The 17,587-nt window shown below is 32.5% G+C and carries 17 protein-coding genes; 11 read left to right on the forward strand and 6 right to left on the reverse strand.

Going from position 1 to position 17,587, the window contains the following annotated elements; genetic code table 11:
- Nucleotides 1-246: 246 nt before the first annotated feature.
- Complete coding sequence (locus tag SM124_RS01475) at nt 247-969, reverse strand: thermonuclease family protein (RefSeq protein ID WP_322444709.1); 723 nt, start codon at nt 967-969, stop codon at nt 247-249.
- A gap of 145 nt (nt 970-1,114) precedes the next feature.
- Between SM124_RS01475 and SM124_RS01480 the strand changes: the two genes are divergently transcribed.
- Nucleotides 1,115-1,300 (forward strand): hypothetical protein, encoded by a 186-nt coding sequence (locus SM124_RS01480; RefSeq protein ID WP_322444710.1) that lies wholly within the window; start codon nt 1,115-1,117, stop codon nt 1,298-1,300.
- Nucleotides 1,301-1,345: 45 nt separating this feature from the next.
- On the opposite strand, the gene SM124_RS01485 is transcribed toward SM124_RS01480, so the two are convergent.
- Nucleotides 1,346-2,113, reverse strand: a complete 768-nt coding sequence (locus SM124_RS01485) for a hypothetical protein (protein ID WP_322444711.1) — start codon at nt 2,111-2,113, stop codon at nt 1,346-1,348.
- Nucleotides 2,114-2,288: 175 nt separating this feature from the next.
- On the opposite strand from SM124_RS01485, the gene SM124_RS01490 reads away from it, so the two are divergent.
- Complete coding sequence (locus SM124_RS01490; RefSeq protein WP_322444712.1) at nt 2,289-3,053, forward strand: NPCBM/NEW2 domain-containing protein; 765 nt, start codon at nt 2,289-2,291, stop codon at nt 3,051-3,053.
- Nucleotides 3,054-3,355: 302 nt separating this feature from the next.
- On the opposite strand, the gene SM124_RS01495 is transcribed toward SM124_RS01490, so the two are convergent.
- A complete protein-coding gene (locus tag SM124_RS01495; protein ID WP_322444713.1) occupies nt 3,356-4,081 on the reverse strand; it encodes an SH3 domain-containing protein in 726 nt (241 codons plus the stop codon).
- A gap of 19 nt (nt 4,082-4,100) precedes the next feature.
- Complete coding sequence (locus SM124_RS01500; protein ID WP_322444714.1) at nt 4,101-4,787, reverse strand: hypothetical protein; 687 nt, start codon at nt 4,785-4,787, stop codon at nt 4,101-4,103.
- A gap of 418 nt (nt 4,788-5,205) precedes the next feature.
- On the opposite strand from SM124_RS01500, the gene SM124_RS01505 reads away from it, so the two are divergent.
- The 7 genes from SM124_RS01505 (at nt 5,206) to SM124_RS01535 (ending at nt 14,473) form a co-directional block, all read left to right on the forward strand.
- On the forward strand, nt 5,206-6,039 hold the full coding sequence (locus tag SM124_RS01505; RefSeq protein WP_322444715.1) for an ATP-dependent DNA ligase: 834 nt from the start codon (nt 5,206-5,208) through the stop codon (nt 6,037-6,039).
- Between the two features lie 179 nt (nt 6,040-6,218).
- The gene (locus SM124_RS01510) at nt 6,219-9,446 is read left to right on the forward strand and encodes a hypothetical protein (RefSeq protein ID WP_322444716.1); all 3,228 of its coding nucleotides are present in this window, start codon (nt 6,219-6,221) and stop codon (nt 9,444-9,446) included.
- 294 nt (nt 9,447-9,740) lie between these two features.
- The gene (locus SM124_RS01515; protein ID WP_322444717.1) at nt 9,741-9,950 is read left to right on the forward strand and encodes a YolD-like family protein; all 210 of its coding nucleotides are present in this window, start codon (nt 9,741-9,743) and stop codon (nt 9,948-9,950) included.
- A 391-nt stretch (nt 9,951-10,341) separates the two neighbouring features.
- The gene (locus tag SM124_RS01520; protein ID WP_322444718.1) at nt 10,342-10,599 is read left to right on the forward strand and encodes a hypothetical protein; all 258 of its coding nucleotides are present in this window, start codon (nt 10,342-10,344) and stop codon (nt 10,597-10,599) included.
- A gap of 519 nt (nt 10,600-11,118) precedes the next feature.
- Nucleotides 11,119-11,577: an aspartate-ammonia lyase gene (locus tag SM124_RS01525; RefSeq protein WP_322444719.1), complete on the forward strand. Its 459-nt coding sequence runs from the start codon at nt 11,119-11,121 to the stop codon at nt 11,575-11,577.
- Between the two features lie 547 nt (nt 11,578-12,124).
- Nucleotides 12,125-13,705, forward strand: a complete 1,581-nt coding sequence (locus tag SM124_RS01530; protein ID WP_322444720.1) for a M2 family metallopeptidase — start codon at nt 12,125-12,127, stop codon at nt 13,703-13,705.
- A 165-nt stretch (nt 13,706-13,870) separates the two neighbouring features.
- The gene (locus SM124_RS01535) at nt 13,871-14,473 is read left to right on the forward strand and encodes a hypothetical protein (protein ID WP_322444721.1); all 603 of its coding nucleotides are present in this window, start codon (nt 13,871-13,873) and stop codon (nt 14,471-14,473) included.
- 97 nt (nt 14,474-14,570) lie between these two features.
- Here the strand turns inward: SM124_RS01535 and SM124_RS01540 are convergent, their stop codons facing one another.
- Nucleotides 14,571-15,164, reverse strand: a complete 594-nt coding sequence (locus SM124_RS01540) for a GNAT family N-acetyltransferase (RefSeq protein ID WP_322444722.1) — start codon at nt 15,162-15,164, stop codon at nt 14,571-14,573.
- Nucleotides 15,165-15,197: 33 nt separating this feature from the next.
- Nucleotides 15,198-15,755, reverse strand: a complete 558-nt coding sequence (locus SM124_RS01545) for a DJ-1/PfpI family protein (protein ID WP_322444723.1) — start codon at nt 15,753-15,755, stop codon at nt 15,198-15,200.
- Between the two features lie 121 nt (nt 15,756-15,876).
- Between SM124_RS01545 and SM124_RS01550 the strand changes: the two genes are divergently transcribed.
- A complete protein-coding gene (locus SM124_RS01550; RefSeq protein WP_322444724.1) occupies nt 15,877-16,689 on the forward strand; it encodes a LysR family transcriptional regulator in 813 nt (270 codons plus the stop codon).
- Nucleotides 16,690-16,703: 14 nt separating this feature from the next.
- Nucleotides 16,704-17,585, forward strand: coding sequence for an aminoglycoside phosphotransferase family protein (locus SM124_RS01555; RefSeq protein ID WP_322444725.1), 882 nt, complete (start codon nt 16,704-16,706; stop codon nt 17,583-17,585).
- Nucleotides 17,586-17,587 lie beyond the last annotated feature (2 nt).

The following is a 17,587-nucleotide window of genomic DNA, read 5'->3' on the forward strand; positions in this document are numbered from 1 at the left end:
CTTAAATTTGGGTGATATTTAAGATGAGAAAATGAGGTAGAAATATATTTCAAGTACCAGGAAATCCAGTTTCTTTAAAATTCAATTGGGATAAAATAGTTAGGATCAACATTGTAGAATATTTTTATGTTGTAACATAAGCCTTTAAAACTCCTAATAAAACAAATTAATATATTATAAATAATAGTAAAAGGTTCTTATTGAAAGTAATTATATTGACTTCCGAAGAACCTTTTATAATTTTTTCTATTTATACATACCCTTATTATTCTTCTTCGCATAACTCATAGCAGAACGAATTTTACTCTCATACTTATAAGTTCCGTAGTCATAAAAACCTTCTACTAATCCTGCCTTAGTAATCATTTCTTGATGTAGTTTACCATCAATCCATACCCAAGCTAATAAACGATCATATTTATCATAAACATCTTTACCATCTGTTTCTAAAACTATCTTTTTAGCTTTCTTTAATTTAGAACAGGTATAGCTAGCAGCCTCTTTCCCAAATGCTTCTTTTTGAATTGTACTCTCTGGTGTATCAATGAATAAAAAGCGAGTTTTATAGACTTTACCGTTGATTTTGAAGTTAGCAGTATCTCCATCAACACATTTATCTAACTTAACATCAGTATACTTTTTATTAATAACAATTTTACCCTTAGGAACAACAGTTTTAGGGGCTGTACCTGTACCAAGTTTATATCCTTCTAGACTAAGTTTACTTGTAGTTAGAGTGTTTTTACATTTGTTACTACTGTACTTCTTAATTAATGAAACTAATTCACTCTTAGTCTTTGCTTTTTTTGCTAGAGATGTAGGCTTATGTAGTTCATAAACACAATCAGCAGTACGGAAATGTCCCCCTAATTTGTCCAGTCTTCCTCTATGTGCTTCAGTCTGCTCAGGAAAAATGGATAACAATAAGAGTGAAGTGATGATAATTAAGGATAAAGTTAACTTTTTCATTTTATTCTCCTTAGATTTAATTTACAAAAATTCTACCATAAAAATGGGGAAATAACAGATATTCTAATATTAATATTCATAATTTGGTCACAAGGTTTTTAATAATAAATGTCAAATATATCTTCTTAAAAAGGGAGGTATGTTTATGAAACATCACTGTTCTATTTGTTTAAAGCAGCTAAAGAAGGATCAACAAGTTTACATGGATGATTTTTACGCAATTAAACATCCAGAGTGTTTCGAATGGAATCCTGAATACATCCTAGACAAAGGTACTTTTCAAGAGATTGTTATTAAATATCCCAAGTATTTTAAAGACTTCAATGTATAACAAAAAGCCCTTCCGTTTTGGAGGGGCTTAATTTTAATATTACAGTTACCTGGACTCGTAGCCTTCAACGTAAACTATAGGTTTCATTGGGTAAAGATGGACTCTTATTGGAATTACAATTCCATATCCTAAGTCCTTATCTCGAGTATATGAGGAGTTTGAGTCCAATGCTTCGATAATAATATCAATTATAGAGCTTGCTAAAGCTTCTCGTATATATTTATTTGTTATTATATCAGTTAGAACAGAATCAAATAGTTTAACCGGTTTCTCTTGAAATTTAATAAACTCCTGTGTGGCTGAATGACTAAGATAGAGGTTAAATTTCAAAGTTATACCTTTTTGGTATGTTTTAAAAGCTACTAACTCTTTGTTTGATTCAAAACCAATCCACCTATATCCACGATCGGTAATTATTTGATTCCATTGGTACGAAGATAATACATTCCCTGGCTTAATATAGCCATCTGCTTTTTTATCCTGGGGACTGCTAAAATAAGGTTTTTTAGTTGGAATTTGTAGCATCCAGTCCTCCACTTTTAATGGTAACTCCGAGGTATGAAATTTGAGCCATTTCTCATAAATTTTTTTGTCTTTTTTTATAAATATTTTATACATTTGTTGAGTTACCTTTACTTTCTGTGCACGCATAATAGTATCTTCTTTTGTACTCCATGGATATTTGTAGATTGGTGTAGGTTCACTAAGTGTAAGTGTTGGTAGGTCATTCACCGATTCAGCAAAAGCGTTCAACTTTGGAGAAATCCCAAATAATAACATTGAAATCAAAAGTAAAAAAAAGAATTTTCTCATCCTATTTCCCCCTTCAAAAAGTCCCTTCAAGGTAGTTATATTTTAATGGTTAGAAATAAATGCTTTGAATTGTAAAATTCCAATTTATTTACATATGCTGTGAGTTTAGTAATAAAATTCCCTATATAAGAATATTGTGAGAATGTAAATAGAATACATAAGGGGGAAGGATTTATTGAAAAAGCAAATAAATTCATGGTTCACTATCTGCATTATTGCTATGTTGTTGTTCTATATCCCAACTGCATCTAGTGCAAGTGGTGACAGTGTGTCCGATTTAAAAAAACAAATCAGTACCTTAAAGAAAGAATTAGCAAAGGTGAAGAAAGAAAACGCAGAATTCAAGAAGGTAACAAAACCGTTTTCTGGTGGTATCTATATTGATGGGGTAAAAGAGAGATCAGCCTCATTCTTAACATACAAAGGGAAAAATTATGTTTCGTTAGAAGATGTAGTACCTGCCTTAAGAGGTGGAGGAGAAAATGGATATAAGTTTGTTAGCAGCAAAAAACAATTATATGTAGGGGTATTTCCTGTAAAAGGTGCAATACAATTAACCAACTACCCTTATTACAACTATTATGGTGGCGTAGTTTATAATAATGGAGGGAAAGGATACACGATAAACGGAGAAAGGTATATAACTGGAATAAGTGGTGTTAATTATATTGACCCAGAGGGGATAATATTCAAAGTAAAACAAAAATACAAATACTTAAACTTTAAAGTAGGAGCCCAGGATGGTTCCAAGCCTTACAAATCACAAATATCGATTAAAGCCGATGGTAACATAATCTACAATAGTGGAGATTTAGAAATACAGGAAGATGCAGTGGATGTTTCGCTCGATATCGCTGATTATGATGTTCTGACTATCGAGTTTGATGGTTGGGATTATTCACACCCTGTAATGGCAAGTCCAATCCTAATACCTAAGTAATACAAATACAAATACAAATACAAATACAAATACAAATCCTAAAACTAATATCAAGTAGCCCTTCTCATCCGAGAGGGGCTTATTACATACCCTTATTATTCTTCTTCGCATAACTCATAGCAGAACGAATTTTACTCTCATACTTATAAGTACCGTAGTCATAAAAGGCTTCCACTAATTCCGCTTTTGTAATCATTTCTTGATGTAGTTTACCATCTAACCAAACCCAAGCAAGTTATTTTATTGAAAAGAAAGAAATGAATTGTCCTTCCTGTATGAAGGGCGTTCTTATACAAAATTTTTTAATAACCATGGATCTTATCGTAAGCATCATAAACTATCCAATTTGAATCTTTATTATATAAAAATGCATATTTTGTTCTTTTACCTATCATTCCGCTGTCGGAAAAATATTGGGAGATAGTTAAATAGATGGTTCCTTGTTTCTCATAATAAGAAATCTTGGGTTTAGTTTTTGCGGAACTATAATCCAAACTCAAGTACCAATCAAAATGTGGAAGCATATTACTTTCAATCTCAGTGGGCTTTTTTCGATAAGTATTGTTCCCGTTTCTATCTTTGCCTATAACATAAAAGTAATCTTTGAAAAACTTATCAATATAAGGTTTAGTATGGTTTGGTTTCATTATTTTATAGATATCTTTTTTTGTATTACCTTTTTCAAAAGCTGAATATTGTATTTCATTAATATTATCAATTATTTTACTAACCGATTTAATAGATATCTTTAATGGAAATATCAAATACTTATTACTAATATATGCTGTCTTTTTCTTATACCTAATTTCTGCCCATTCTTCAGTTTGGGAATATATTTTTACTTTAGTTCCATTTTTTAAAGTTCCAATAATTTTATATTTTGCACCTGCCCCATTTCTAACATTAAGTTTCCCATTTTCGAGGCTCACAATTGCCGTTTTAGTAGTATTTCCTTCAACAATAGTTCCATAGTTTAACAGGTTAAATATAATTAAAAATATAAATAGTAATTTTATATTAAACTTCAAAAATAAAACCTCCCAAATCCTAATCAAAATATTGGTTGTATCTTATATGTTTAAGTTCTTTATTAATATTATCTAATTTTTGATTCACCTTTTTTATTTCAATAATTCTGTCATTTAGTTGTTTTTCCGCCTCCAGAAGGTTTACACATTCTTTTAAGGTATCTGCTCTGTGGTTATTAATGTCTGAATAGAATTTATTCAAAATGTTAAGATTCCAATACGTTTGTGGAATTTTACTCCAGAGATGAAGGGAATTAGCAACTATATTTAGTTCCTCCCGTTTTCTTTTTATATCCTTTGCATGAATCTTTAATAGTTTCTTTTCCCTTAAATGCTTATATGTTTTATCAATGATAAAAAGTACAACAAAGTTAAAAAATATAGTGATTATAAAGTATGTTACTATTTCATATTTCTTACCGTGAAAATTGAAAAAGAAATAAACTATAGCAATGTAGGAGGTTACATTCAGCAATGTAAAGAAAGGGGCGTTACCTGGGGTTGTTAGTGATTTAATTTCTTTCTCCTTATTTATATATTCTATTAAACATGAACTTGTAAAGTCGATATTTTCGAGTAGCCCACTCCTAGTTTTAATACTAGGAAATAGGGACTTTTTACAATTCCCACAAATCGCTTTGTTCTTCATCATATCATCTGTAATTCGCAATCGATTTAATTTATTGCAATGGACACATTCTATCATTAAAACACCTCATTCCTTATTGTATATATAAGTTTAGTGATAAATTATATGCATGCTCTTGGTAAATATTTCATTTTATTATGTTTAGTGGGATTGATCAAAGTAATGTAAAGATTTAGCCGTTAAGTATGAGTTAGTTGAAGTAATCAGTTAAAATATCTCTCTAATGAGTCTGTATATTAAAAGTAATTAATAATCCAATGAGATAAGTGAATCAGTGTTAAGTGCGATGCTTCTTCTGTATTAATTTGAATATGTTGATAGTTACATAATATATATTTTATGTATCTTAAAAAATAGAAGGGATTCGATGAGAAAAGTCATTATTATATTTCTATTGCTAATGATAGTTACATACAATTACCACCTAATTAAATTTCTATTTCATGCTACTCTATTACTAGAGGTGGTAAATTAGATGTTCATTTCACCAATGTTACTACAAAAATCAGATCATCCTCTTGATGATTATAATTATATAACTGAACTTAAAGCAGATGGGTTTAGATGTATCTGGACTAAGTTTAATAATAAAGTAAGAATATATACACGTCACAACAATGAGATAACCGCTATGTTTCCTGAACTTCAAAACATACCAATTCCAGATCGAACAGTATTAGATGGGGAGATTATAGTAACAGATAACGAAGGTAAACCAGATTTTGAAGCGGTTATGGAGCGGTTTAAGTCGAAGAAATCAGTGCATGAGATAACCTTTTTTGTATTTGATATCCTTTATCATAAAGGTGGGAAAGTAACAGATAAACCTTTGGTTGATAGAAAAGAGCTTTTGGGAAAGGTTATTCCTGAGGACTCTACACTTCTTACAAAAGTAAAATGGATTGAAGGGAATGCTATATCCTACTTTGGTCTGGTAAAGCAGAATGGGCTAGAAGGTATAGTTATGAAACGAGCGGATTCAAAGTACGCTATTAGCAAAAGGAGTCATGAGTGGCTTAAAGTCATTAACTATAAATACACTAATGTTGTCATTTCTGGTATGAGAAAAGATGAGTTTGGTTTATTACTGTGTTCAGAGGATAACGGAAAGATAAAGCCAGTAGGTGTAATGGAGTTTATGCCACAGAAAGACAGAATGAAGTTTTACCAACAGTATCAAGATTTGATTGTTGACGAAGATAAGAAGTTTATCTATATAGAACCTAAACTTAAATGTAAAGTTAAATTTAGAAACTATACAAAAGCAAGGTTGTTGAGGATACCTTCTTTTGTTGAATTTATATCCTAACGTCTATCTAACATGGGTAGGCTTTTTTTGTTTTATTAAATAAAATGAGGGAAATTATGCCATTGATTTTGTTGAATTATGGTATTAATATATTAATAGTTCTAAAGAAATGGGTAATAGTAACTATATATTATAGGTTAAGGATCAGGTTTATAATTTTTAATAAGGGGATATTAGGAATGTTTTTTAATCGTTCAAAATCATTTCAAGTTAAAAAAGCAAGACGTTCTGCAATGTTCAAACGTGCATTTCAGAAAACAGTTACAGCAAGTGCTATAACAGCAATGCTAATGGGGACAGCTGCACCAACAATTTCACACGCATACGTTCAACCTCAAATAGTTCAAACTGTGAATGGTGACTATGAATTAAAAGTGCCATCTGGAATGAGGGTAGACAATCTTCTTGGTTTATTAGAGGAAATTCCTAACGCAATTCCTAGCACATCAGATGTGATTGATGAAGATTCAGGCGCAATTTATGGGGGAGATACACTAGTCAGAAGAGGAATGATAGCAACCGTTCAAGTTGACATGACACTTGTAGAAGTTAAATTAATCTTCCCTGACGAAAAGGCATACTATACCGATTCAAACGGAGTTATGCAAACATCTATAAATGTTACTCAAGGAATGACGGTTAGTCAATTACAGGAACAGGTAACTCAACAAATCTTAAAAGGTCAGACAGCAGTTTATCCATTGATATATGACCCTCAAGGTGTTGGTGGTGAACCTAATCCAAATGGTTTGGTCAGATCTGACATGGAATTATACCTGCATTTTGCAGACGAAACTTCTCATACTCAAATTTTATTAAACTTCCCTTCAACACCACCAACCCCTACACCAACACCGACAACGGGTGACAGTAGTGGAGACGAGGGTGGTAACACAGGTGGAGAAGACAATTCTACATTACCTTCATACCAACCAATCAAAGCACCGCATGGAATGACGGTACATCAAGCACTCCAAAAAGTAGATGAATTAAATATCCTTAATCAAAGTGGTGCACTTGTAGTCAATAGACTTGATGATGACAGTTTTGTAGATGGCGATGCTCTTGTACAAATGGGGTATGCAGTTTTAGTTCAATTAGAAGGTGGACAAAACATTTATATCGATTTTGTATTCCCACACCTAAAAGAATACTACAGTGACAAAAATATCAATATTCCTGTAACTGTAGGGATGAAAGTTTCTGAATTGCACTCGTACATTAGAGATAGTTATCTAGACGGTAATATTAGTCCAGGGATTATGATTAAAGATACGAACGGTGATATGGCATTATATGAAGAAACTGTGACAGAAGGATTCACTGCTACAGTTATGTATTTCTTAGGTGGAACAACAGACCTTAATTTAGTATTTCAAACCAGCAGTGACATCGTGACATCACCTATCGAAGTTTCTGTCGATAAAAAGATTATGATTATCGATAATTTAGTTAATCATATCCTCGAAATTGTAAATACAGATAGAAATGTTGCAGAGCAAATTACTCAGGATGCAATTAAAGTATACAATAGTACCGATACTTTAATTGAGGAATCTGATTATGATAAACCAATAAAAAAATCTGACAAAGTCATCGTTACAATTGGTGATTCAGAAATTGATATTGACTTAAAGTTCACTGAATACTGGACTTACTATAATGGAGATAAAATGACAGTCAAGAGTATTAAAGATATGTACAAACGTGATGGGTTAGATGCAAGTATAGTACTAATCTCTAACACTCAAGAAACTGTAGCTGACGATGTAATCTTTGATAGAAAAATACATGCTATTGGAGTTGAAAAAGCTTGGGAGTATCCAACTAGAGTGTGGGAACTCTCAATGGAAATCGGTTCAACAACAACTGTAAAAAATGTAAAAGATAATATCCTTGCTTGGTATGGATTTGATGATGTCACAATAACAGATTTAACTGATAGTAGTGATGTTACTTCTCAAGACGAATTAGTTATTGATATCGACAAGCACTTAATCACAGTTAAGATAGTAGATCCTAGACAGTCTGAACCTGACATATTTACATTATATCTAAACTCGATTGACGATGGGGCTGACAACGATACACCTACAATTCCAATAGACCACCCAGACCTAGAAGTCCTAGTTCCATTAGGAATCTCTCAAGTAGGTGGGTTAAAAAATCAACTAGAACAATCACATCTTTTAGTAACAATTGAAGATAAGAATGGTCACATTTTAGCGGACACAGACCTACTTCAAGATGGTTTAGTAGCAACACTAAATGGCGTAAAGAAAGACATAATTCTTGAACTAGATTTTTCTGCCCCAACAACAGTACAACAATTGAAAGGATTTCCACCTGTTGCAGCTTCAACCGTAGTGGTAAAAGACCTAAATAACTTGGATGTTACTGGAGTAGAACAAATCCAAGGAGGATTCAAAATAATTATAAATGGGGTAATGTTTATTGCTAAAGTAACACCTACAACTGGAGGCGGAGACACAACTACTCCACCAACTACAGACCCAGTGATAACCGCTTTAGATGCAGTAAACAATGCTACTACAAACCTTGAGATGAAAACAGCAATTGAGGATATGGCTTTAGGGTTAAATTTAACTGGTTATGTCACTTTACTATCATCAAGAGATGTTGACACAGTACTTGAATTTATAATAAACCATAAAGGTGTAGGTTATGCTGACATTAATGCTGTTCAACAAGCATTAAACAATGCAATCGCTAGTTTAACTTTACCACCTACAGGCGGAGACACAACTACTCCACCAACTGATGGAGGAACAGGCAGTGACACTGGTGGAACTTTACCAACGACAACACCGAGTCCAACACCAGTGCCGAGTCCTGTTGACCCAACTCCGACTGAGCAGGTAAAGGAAGAACCAGTTAAAGAAGAACCAAAGCAAGAGACCAAGAAACCTGAACCAACAAAGAAAGAATTAGACTCCTTTATTGTTACTGTTAATAAAAAGCAAAGAGAGGAATTAAAAGGAACTCTTGATAAGCAAAAAACAGTTTCACAAGTAGCAACAATCTCTCTAAAAAATCAAGCAGATTTAAAAGATGGTATTGCAAAGCTAAAAGAAGGAGAGCAACTAGCTAAATCCAAGGTTATCTTAGTATTAGGTACTACTAGTGCTGTTGCAGAAAGATATTCTGATCTAAAATCGAATAAAAATGCTGTTAAAGTAACTAAAAAAGTTATGAATAAACTTTATGGTAAGACTGAGGATTCTTATTTGACGGAGTACCTTATTGATATTGCTAAAAAAGATAAGAAGTTTGCCAATGAAGTTTTAAAAGCACTCAAAGTTGATGTAGATAACAATAAAGTTAAAACAAAGTTATCTAAGTCTTATTACAATAAATTAAGTAAAGCAGTCAAGAAAGTAAAGTAGTTATTATTAAACCCTTCTCGTAAAGAGAGGGGTTATTTCATTAGGATTTAGTATAGTAGTTAAAATACAAAAAATACAGATTTAACAATCCACTTATAAAACAGCAATTTTATCAGGAGAGTTAAAAAATGGTGGATATGAATAGGAATAAACTATAGCTCCTTGTTCAATCTGTCCAAGAGAAGCACATCACTTATAAAACAATAAAAATGTTAATGTCTATTAAAGAAGATAGGCATTTTTTATATATAAAAAAGGAACGTTTGTTCTATAATTTATTTAGGAGGGATACATATGACTATTAGAGATCGTGGAAAAATGAAGTGGCAAGGAGCTTTCTTTATGCATGAACATGTAAAGATGCTAAATGATTTTAATGTAGACTACTACAGACATAAGAAACAGGTATTGGATGTTGATGAACTAGAGGATATTGAGAACAAGATACATGAAGCAATGGAGTTCACTCAGGTAATTATTTACAACTTGGGAAGATGGCTATGAGTGGGAATACAAGGGGTTATTAAATAGGTTAGATTCGCTTACTAGGATGGTGTATTTAGAAAAGGAAGATGGATACATTGTTAGAATAAAATTTGAGGATATTGTTGAAGTAGAGATAGTTTAGATGCAAAACAAGTATGGTTTTATTTTTGCTTAGTCTATATACAAATAAACTTGGCTGATGGGTGGTTAATATGACCACTCATTTTATATTTAGGTTACTTGAGTTAGACAAGTAGAGTTCCCTCTTTTTTTAAAAATCAGCTTGTAGCATACTCCATTACACACACGAAAAAACATTTACATAATATTCTAAAAAATGACACAAACTTCACAGTTACTTCCAAAATAATTTGATACTATAAATTTATCAAATTTGGAGGTGTTTAATATGTTTAGGTTAATGTTCGTTAATGCCTTCACCCAAGAGCCTTTAAGGCACACAGATAATTATAGTGAGGAACAAATATTAGATGTGATTGATGGATTTTCAGTAGCAAAAGGGGAAGAGTGCTTTATTTTTGATTATGACTTAAATACATTAAGTGCAGAGTATGTAACTCATAATAAATTTTTAGAAGATGAAACTACCGTATACAAGTTGTTCTTTAAGACTGAGTTAGCAGATATTCAGTTACCACTAATATAGATTCATTGAGAGTACGGAAATTCCCCTACTCTTTTTTACTTTTATGGACAAAATTACCTATTATTATGATAAGATTTTACTAAGGATAGAATATTGGGGGAGTTACATCTTCTAAAATAACAACAGATCAGATAAAAAAATTAACGCTGAGAATTACAGTAAATAGGACAGATAAGACTATTATTGATGTAATTTTTGCGGATTTTCAGTTCCCTGAAAAAAATAATCTGGGTAAGTAAAAAGAGTGTTAGAGGAAATAAAGTATCTTCATAAATTAATTAGTGTCTTAATAAGACAGAACGATAGAGAGAGAATCTCAAACTCGTCAACTGCCGATTAATTAAAGAAACTAGCAGAATTAAAAAATAGGAGAATGCTTTCGGAAGAAAAATTTAATCAGCAAAAACATAAGTTACTATAAAGTTAAATGGGTACTAGAAATTAGGAGATGGGATAAATTTATTAATAGTGTATATTTAGAAAATAAAATGGAATCCAGCATAGGAGACGGTATAAAGTATGGCAGATAAGAATTTGACGGGTGTGACAGGAGAATATTTTGTCTGTGCCGAACTGGGGAAACAAGGAATATTAGCATTACTTACACCGAAAAATAATCCACTGTTTGATATTGTGGCTACTAGTCCAGAAACAGGTAGAACAGTCTGGATTCAAGTCAAAACTATGGCTTTAGAGAATAAACAAGGGTTTCTTTTAAATAAATCTGTATGTGAAAAGAAGAAAAATGATAATTTGTATACAGTTCTAGTTAATTTAAAAGTTGATAAGAATGAGTATTTTATTTATAAGTATGATGAACTCGCAGAACTCGTTAGTAATAATTATAAAAGGTATTTGAGTATTCCTAAGCGTGATGGAGATCCAAGGAAAGATACTCAAAGAAGGTGGCATGATTTTAGAGATTTTACACAAGAAGATTGGAATAGAAAGAATAATTGGAGTTTATTAGGGTTTTAGAAATATACTATAAAAATTACTGTTTTTATCTCTTGAACATCTTATTTACCTACCGAAACAAAAGATTGAAATAAGTAATATAGGTAGTTCAGTAAGTTTAAAAGGGGTTAAGTCAGGCGTCTATACTTTAACTACCAATAATGGTGGGAAGATTGTTCAAGGGATATTATAGTAAAAAGTTTATGGAAATGAGGATAATTTTACAAACCACTTTACAATTTAGGGAAACCACTTTACAATGATACTGTAATCTGGTAAATAAGAAGTGGTCTATCGGAGAAAATAATAGAGCCACCAATTGATATAGCAATGTTTAAATTTCTCTTCCTTGACAGGGAAGGGGTCGGGGGTTCGAATCCCTCTCAGATCATACTTTACGATGAGGCTCAAACCTTTGTGTATCAAGGGTTTGAGCCTTTTCTGTTGTTTTTAGATTATTCCATTTAATTCTACTTAAATATTCTATCTTTACAAAGAGATAAAATTTGATAGAATATTTAGAAAGACGAAACATTTGCAAAAAGTATAATAATTGGGGGAAAGTATCATGAGTTTAGAGCAATTTTTACAAGAACAAAATGAAATGCTACAAAAGTTACATATTAATAGAGCAGAGTCTTCTTGGATGTCATCTACAACGGGGGATGCTGATTGGAACAAAAAGACGGCTCAAGCTCAAACAGAAATGAGTGTTTATTTTTCTAACAAAGAGCGTTTTGAGCAAGTTAAGAACTTTTTAGCAGGAGAGATTGAAAATCCGTTACATAAACGTCAACTAGAATCACTGTATGCTAGTATGGTAAGAAATCAGTTACCAGAAGCTGATTTAAAGGAAATGGTAGAATTATCTACTGAGTTAGTTGGTGTGTTTAACACTTACCGTGCAACACTTGATGGTGACCAGGTTTCAGAAAATGATGTTCGTCAAATTTTAATCAAAAGTAATGACCTTGAACTAAGAGAAAGAGCTTGGCACGCAAGTAAACAAATTGGTAAAGAAGTCGAAGAAAAACTACTAACACTAGTGCGTAAACGTAATGAAACAGCGCGTACATTAGGTTATGAAGATTACCACCAAATGAGCTTTGAATTACAAGAGTTAGATAGAGAATATGTATTTAATACATTTACAGAGTTGAAAGAACTTTCTGATGAACCGTTTCGTTTATTAAAGAAAGAGATGGATGAAGAGTTAGCAGAGCGCTTTAACCTTCAGGTGGAAGATTTACGTCCATGGCATTATGCAGACCCATTCTTCCAAGAGGCACCACCGTCAAAGGATTTAGATTTAGATCCTTTTTATGAAGGGAAAAATCTTGAGGAATTAACAATTGAAACGTTCAAGAGTATGGGCATGGAAATTACAGACATGCTTGAGAAGAGTGATTTATATCCTCGTGAGAAGAAGAATCAACATGCATTCTGTACGGACATTAATCGTGAAGGGGATGTACGTGTCCTTTGTAATAATGTGGAATCAGACTACTGGTCTACTACTATGTTACATGAATTTGGACATGCGGTTTACTTCAAATATATTGACCGTGAATTACCGTTTATTTTAAGAAGCCCTGCGCACACTTTGACAACGGAAGCGATTGCCATGTTATATGGTCGTTTCGGTAAGAATCCAGCTTGGATTCAGCAATTTTTAGGTTTGGATCAAGAACAAGTTGATGCATTAAAACCATTAATTAATCAATCTTTAAGAAAACAAATGCTAATTTCAGCTCGTTGGATTATGACTTTTGCTTTCTTCGAGCGTGAATTATACAGAAATCCAGATCAGGATTTAAATACTCTATGGTGGAAAATTGTGAAAGAGGTACAATTCGTTAACCCACCAGAAAATCAAGATTACCCACATTGGGCAGCAAAAATTCACTTTACTCTTGTTCCGGTTTATTACCAAAACTACTTACTAGGTGAGTTAACCACTTCTCAACTTCAAAGATATATAGAGAAGAATATCTCTGAAGATTTGTTTACAACAAAAGTTGGGGAGTTCTTAGTTAACGATTTCTTTGTACCTGGTGCAAAAGACCATTGGAATACAAAAATTGAAAAAGCAACAGGTGAAAAGCTAAATCCTAAACATTTTGTGGAGCAGTTTGTTAGTGTAGAATAGAGAAATTACTAAAGAGCGATCTAATTGTGATCGCTCTTTGCTATTTGAATAAAACCTTTTTTAAAATTATTGAAACTATTTTAGTGTATGTTTCGACTAATAAGAAAATAAAAAAAGGGTTGGCTCAGAGCGGTTTAACCAACAAACAGAAGGGAAGATATTATCATGAAAAGAAATAGCACTGGTGATACAAAAATAGATAAAAAGAGAAAAGACATAACTAACAAAACAAATAAAAGAACTATTATTCAAACTGTAGGTATCTTACTGTTTGTTCCAATTTTAATGTTTCTAATCTTTTCATATGTAGAGTGGAAGTATTCAGTAAATACTAAGGCAGTTGAAATGAAACAACAAGTTGAGTTTAATAGTCTAGAAGATTTATTATATGTTTCCACTTTTGATGAATTAATAGCTGTACTTCCAAAGCCATCAAAGGTGGAGAAAATTAATGGACAAAGAGCATTGCATTATCCTGTTCATAAGAACCCAGGTCCGGGGGTGCTTGTAAATGTAAAGAATGAAGCTACGATTTCATCAATCGATTTTATTTTACAAAATGTTACTACTAAACAGTTTCCTATGTTACCAACTAATTTTGTTGAGATGGAATCCTTACTTGGAAAAAATTACGATAGTACAGAAGTAAGCTGTTTTGATGTAGCTAGTTGTGACCGATATATTTATAAATATAATAATAAAGCCATATCATTTACATTCGAACCTAATAGCAATAACATCCATGTTATTCAATTCAGCATGGAGTAAGGAAAATTAGTAATTTTTAATAATCCTTAGATCACCTAGACCACCTAGACCACCTAGACCACCTGCCTAGGGGTCTTTTGGATAGCAAAGACACTCATTATAAACCTAATTCATCTTTTATTAGCACACTTTCAAATTCAGTAGAAAGGCAGTCCATAAAAATAGTATCCCAATACTTACCGCCTAAAAAATGTGCTTGGCGTCTACGTCCACACTCTTTAAAACCGGCTTTTTCATAAGCATGAATAGCACCCTTGTTATATTCAAGTACTCTTAAAAAGATATTATGTAACCCTAGTATTTGAAAAGAGTAGTCCAAAACCAATTTAGTTACCTCTGTTCCATAACCTTTTCCTCTGACAGAATGGTCTCCTATTACAATATTAAATTCTGCTTTCCGATTTTTAAAATCAATATCCGATAAGTATGTATTGCCAATGGGGGTTAATGTTTCTTTTTCATAGATGGTAAAAAACAAATATTCTTTAGCATTCATAATCTGATCAAAGGCAAGAATTTCTTCCTCCAGTATGACAGGTCTCATGGAGGCGAGGGTACGAGTAGTTTGAAGATCATTATTCCATAGGTTATATAAAGGTAATAGCTTCCTATCTAATGGTCCAAGGCAAACCCCATTTCCTACCATATTAATAACTGGTTCTCTACTTTCCATCCTATTAGGTTGTGGCATTTTAACACTCCGTTCCAAGATCCTTTTTGATTATTATCTTACCTTTTGAACCGAATCAAATACTAGTTGTACCATGTCATCATTATATAACGAAGAGATTATCCACGACGATAGTTCTTGTGCAGCTAGACAACCAGCTGCTGTTGCAACGTTACCTTGAAGTACAAAACTTTCTTTCACAACATCAACTCCAAGTTCTTTTAGTTGATGTACAACGGTCGGATAGGTTGTAGCTTTTTTATTTTTGAGTAATCCTAATCCAGCTAGAATTAAGGCACCTGAACACATAGAACCAATCAATTGTCTTGAAGGGTCCAAGGAAAATTGGGCTAAATAATGCTCATTTTGATATAAATCTTGTACACCTTTCCCACTCGCAAATAGAACAGCATCCGCTTCATTAGCTTCTTTAATTGTTCCACTCATGGGAATCTCTAGGCCAGCCATAGAAACATGACTACTTTTTGTACCAATAAGCTTCACCTCTAAATCTGTTTTTCCACCTACTAATTTAACACGGTTTAGAATATCCCAAGGGAAGAATACATCTAAATCGGTGAATTCATCAAACGTTACAATTACTATTTTCATTTTGTATCTCCTTTAGAGTTAATATAAGGATGTTTATTTGTTATTTTTACATTTTTAGGTATATAATTCCAATATAAGTATTGTGTAAAAGGTATAACAAAAATGTTATAGGTGGCATTCTATGAATATAAAAAACTTAGAAACATTTTTAGTTGTTGCAAAGACAGGAAATATATCGGAAGCGGCCAAAACTTTATTTATCAGCCAGCCTTCCTTATCCATGAAAATGAAAAGATTAGAAGAACAGTTAGGTGTCCCTCTATTATCAACACATTCTAAAGGGATTAAGTTAACAGATGCAGGTGAAGTCTTTTTTAATTACGCGGAAAAAATTACTTTCATGCAGGATCAATTAATGAGGGAATTATCACAATTCCGCGAAGGTAAAAAGGGACATATCATTATAGGGGCTCCATATGAAATATATAGTTATATACTTCCAGAGCTAATCGCTGAATTTATAAAAAAACATCCTGGTATCGAAATTGAAAATAGGTTAGTAGAGGAAACAGATACGGAGAGTTTTGTGAAAAATGGAGAAATTGATTTAGCTTTTACTATCAACGAAGAAATCGATCACTATGCTTCTAGAGTATTTTTGTATCAAAAGGATGAGTGGGTGGAGGTAAGCACAAATTCACGTGTTCCTGTAAATCAAATGTACTGTACAAATAGAACTCATTTAGTTTTAAATAAACAAAGTATAAACAACAAAACAATCATAGTTGAAAATATAGATATTGTTAAACGAAATGTACTAGCTGGGCTAGGTAGTGGGATTGTTTTACGAGGGGTTGTAGAAAAAGAAATAAATGAATCCTCACTAACAGTCACAAGATCAATCCGGGAAGTAAATATATCCGTTATTACAAGGCCAGCAGAAAAGCTACAATATAGTTTAAGAAGATTTATAGAATTCTTAGTAAAAAAATAGAGGGAGTCGGAAGGATGGATTTACCATTTTTATTTAACGAAAAAGTGATTGAAACAAAGGAATTAAGTCCCGGGTATGAGGATCATGCAAGTGATGTTTGGTTAGTAAAAACAGATAAGAGAGAGGTAGTTGTACGTTCTTCAAGAATGGTTGAAGAGCCAAATAATGATTTTTGGTGGGGCTGTAAACATTTATTTGGAATCGATCCGAGGAGGGTGTATTCACTAGAAGCTGTTAATAATATATTAAGTGAGAAAACATCTATTCCCATTCCACGAGTATTAATCAAAGAAATCCAAGCTGGAAGAGAGTATATAGCAGTTGAAAAATTAGAGGGACAACTTGTAAAAAGCTTTGTCGGCCAACCTTCATCGGTTATGAGGAGTTTAGGAGTAGGGTTAGCTCAAATTCATTTACACCGAGAAATGTATGTTGGAAATCCAATGGGGAGCTTTCGGATAGAACTTAAAGATTTTCATCAACATTTGATAGAGGGTATGAGTGAGCTAGTAAAGAAATTCTATTCTAATTCAGAGAAAATAACTAACAAACTTCCAGAAATTATTGATTGTTTAAAAGAGTTAGAGGAACCGGTATATTCCACCTTTATTTTAGTTGATATGGACCCTACTCAGTTTTTATCAAATGGGAAGGTCATAACTGGTTTAGTAGATACAGAAGCTTATGTGATTGCACCCCGAGAATTTGATTTTATCGGTTTAGAATACATTTTAGATGAAAAGGCTGCAGCAGATTTTAAAGAGGGGTATGAAAGTGTATTAGAGATACCTGATTTAACTAACTGTAGGCTGCCTTATCGTTACTTATACCGTTTATTATCTGTTCAAGGTGGAGTGGATCTAGATAATTGGTTAGGTACTAGAAAATTATTCTAATA

Source organism: Robertmurraya mangrovi, assembly GCF_034427655.1.
In the GTDB taxonomy this organism is placed as follows: domain Bacteria; phylum Bacillota; class Bacilli; order Bacillales; family Cytobacillaceae; genus Robertmurraya_A; species Robertmurraya_A mangrovi.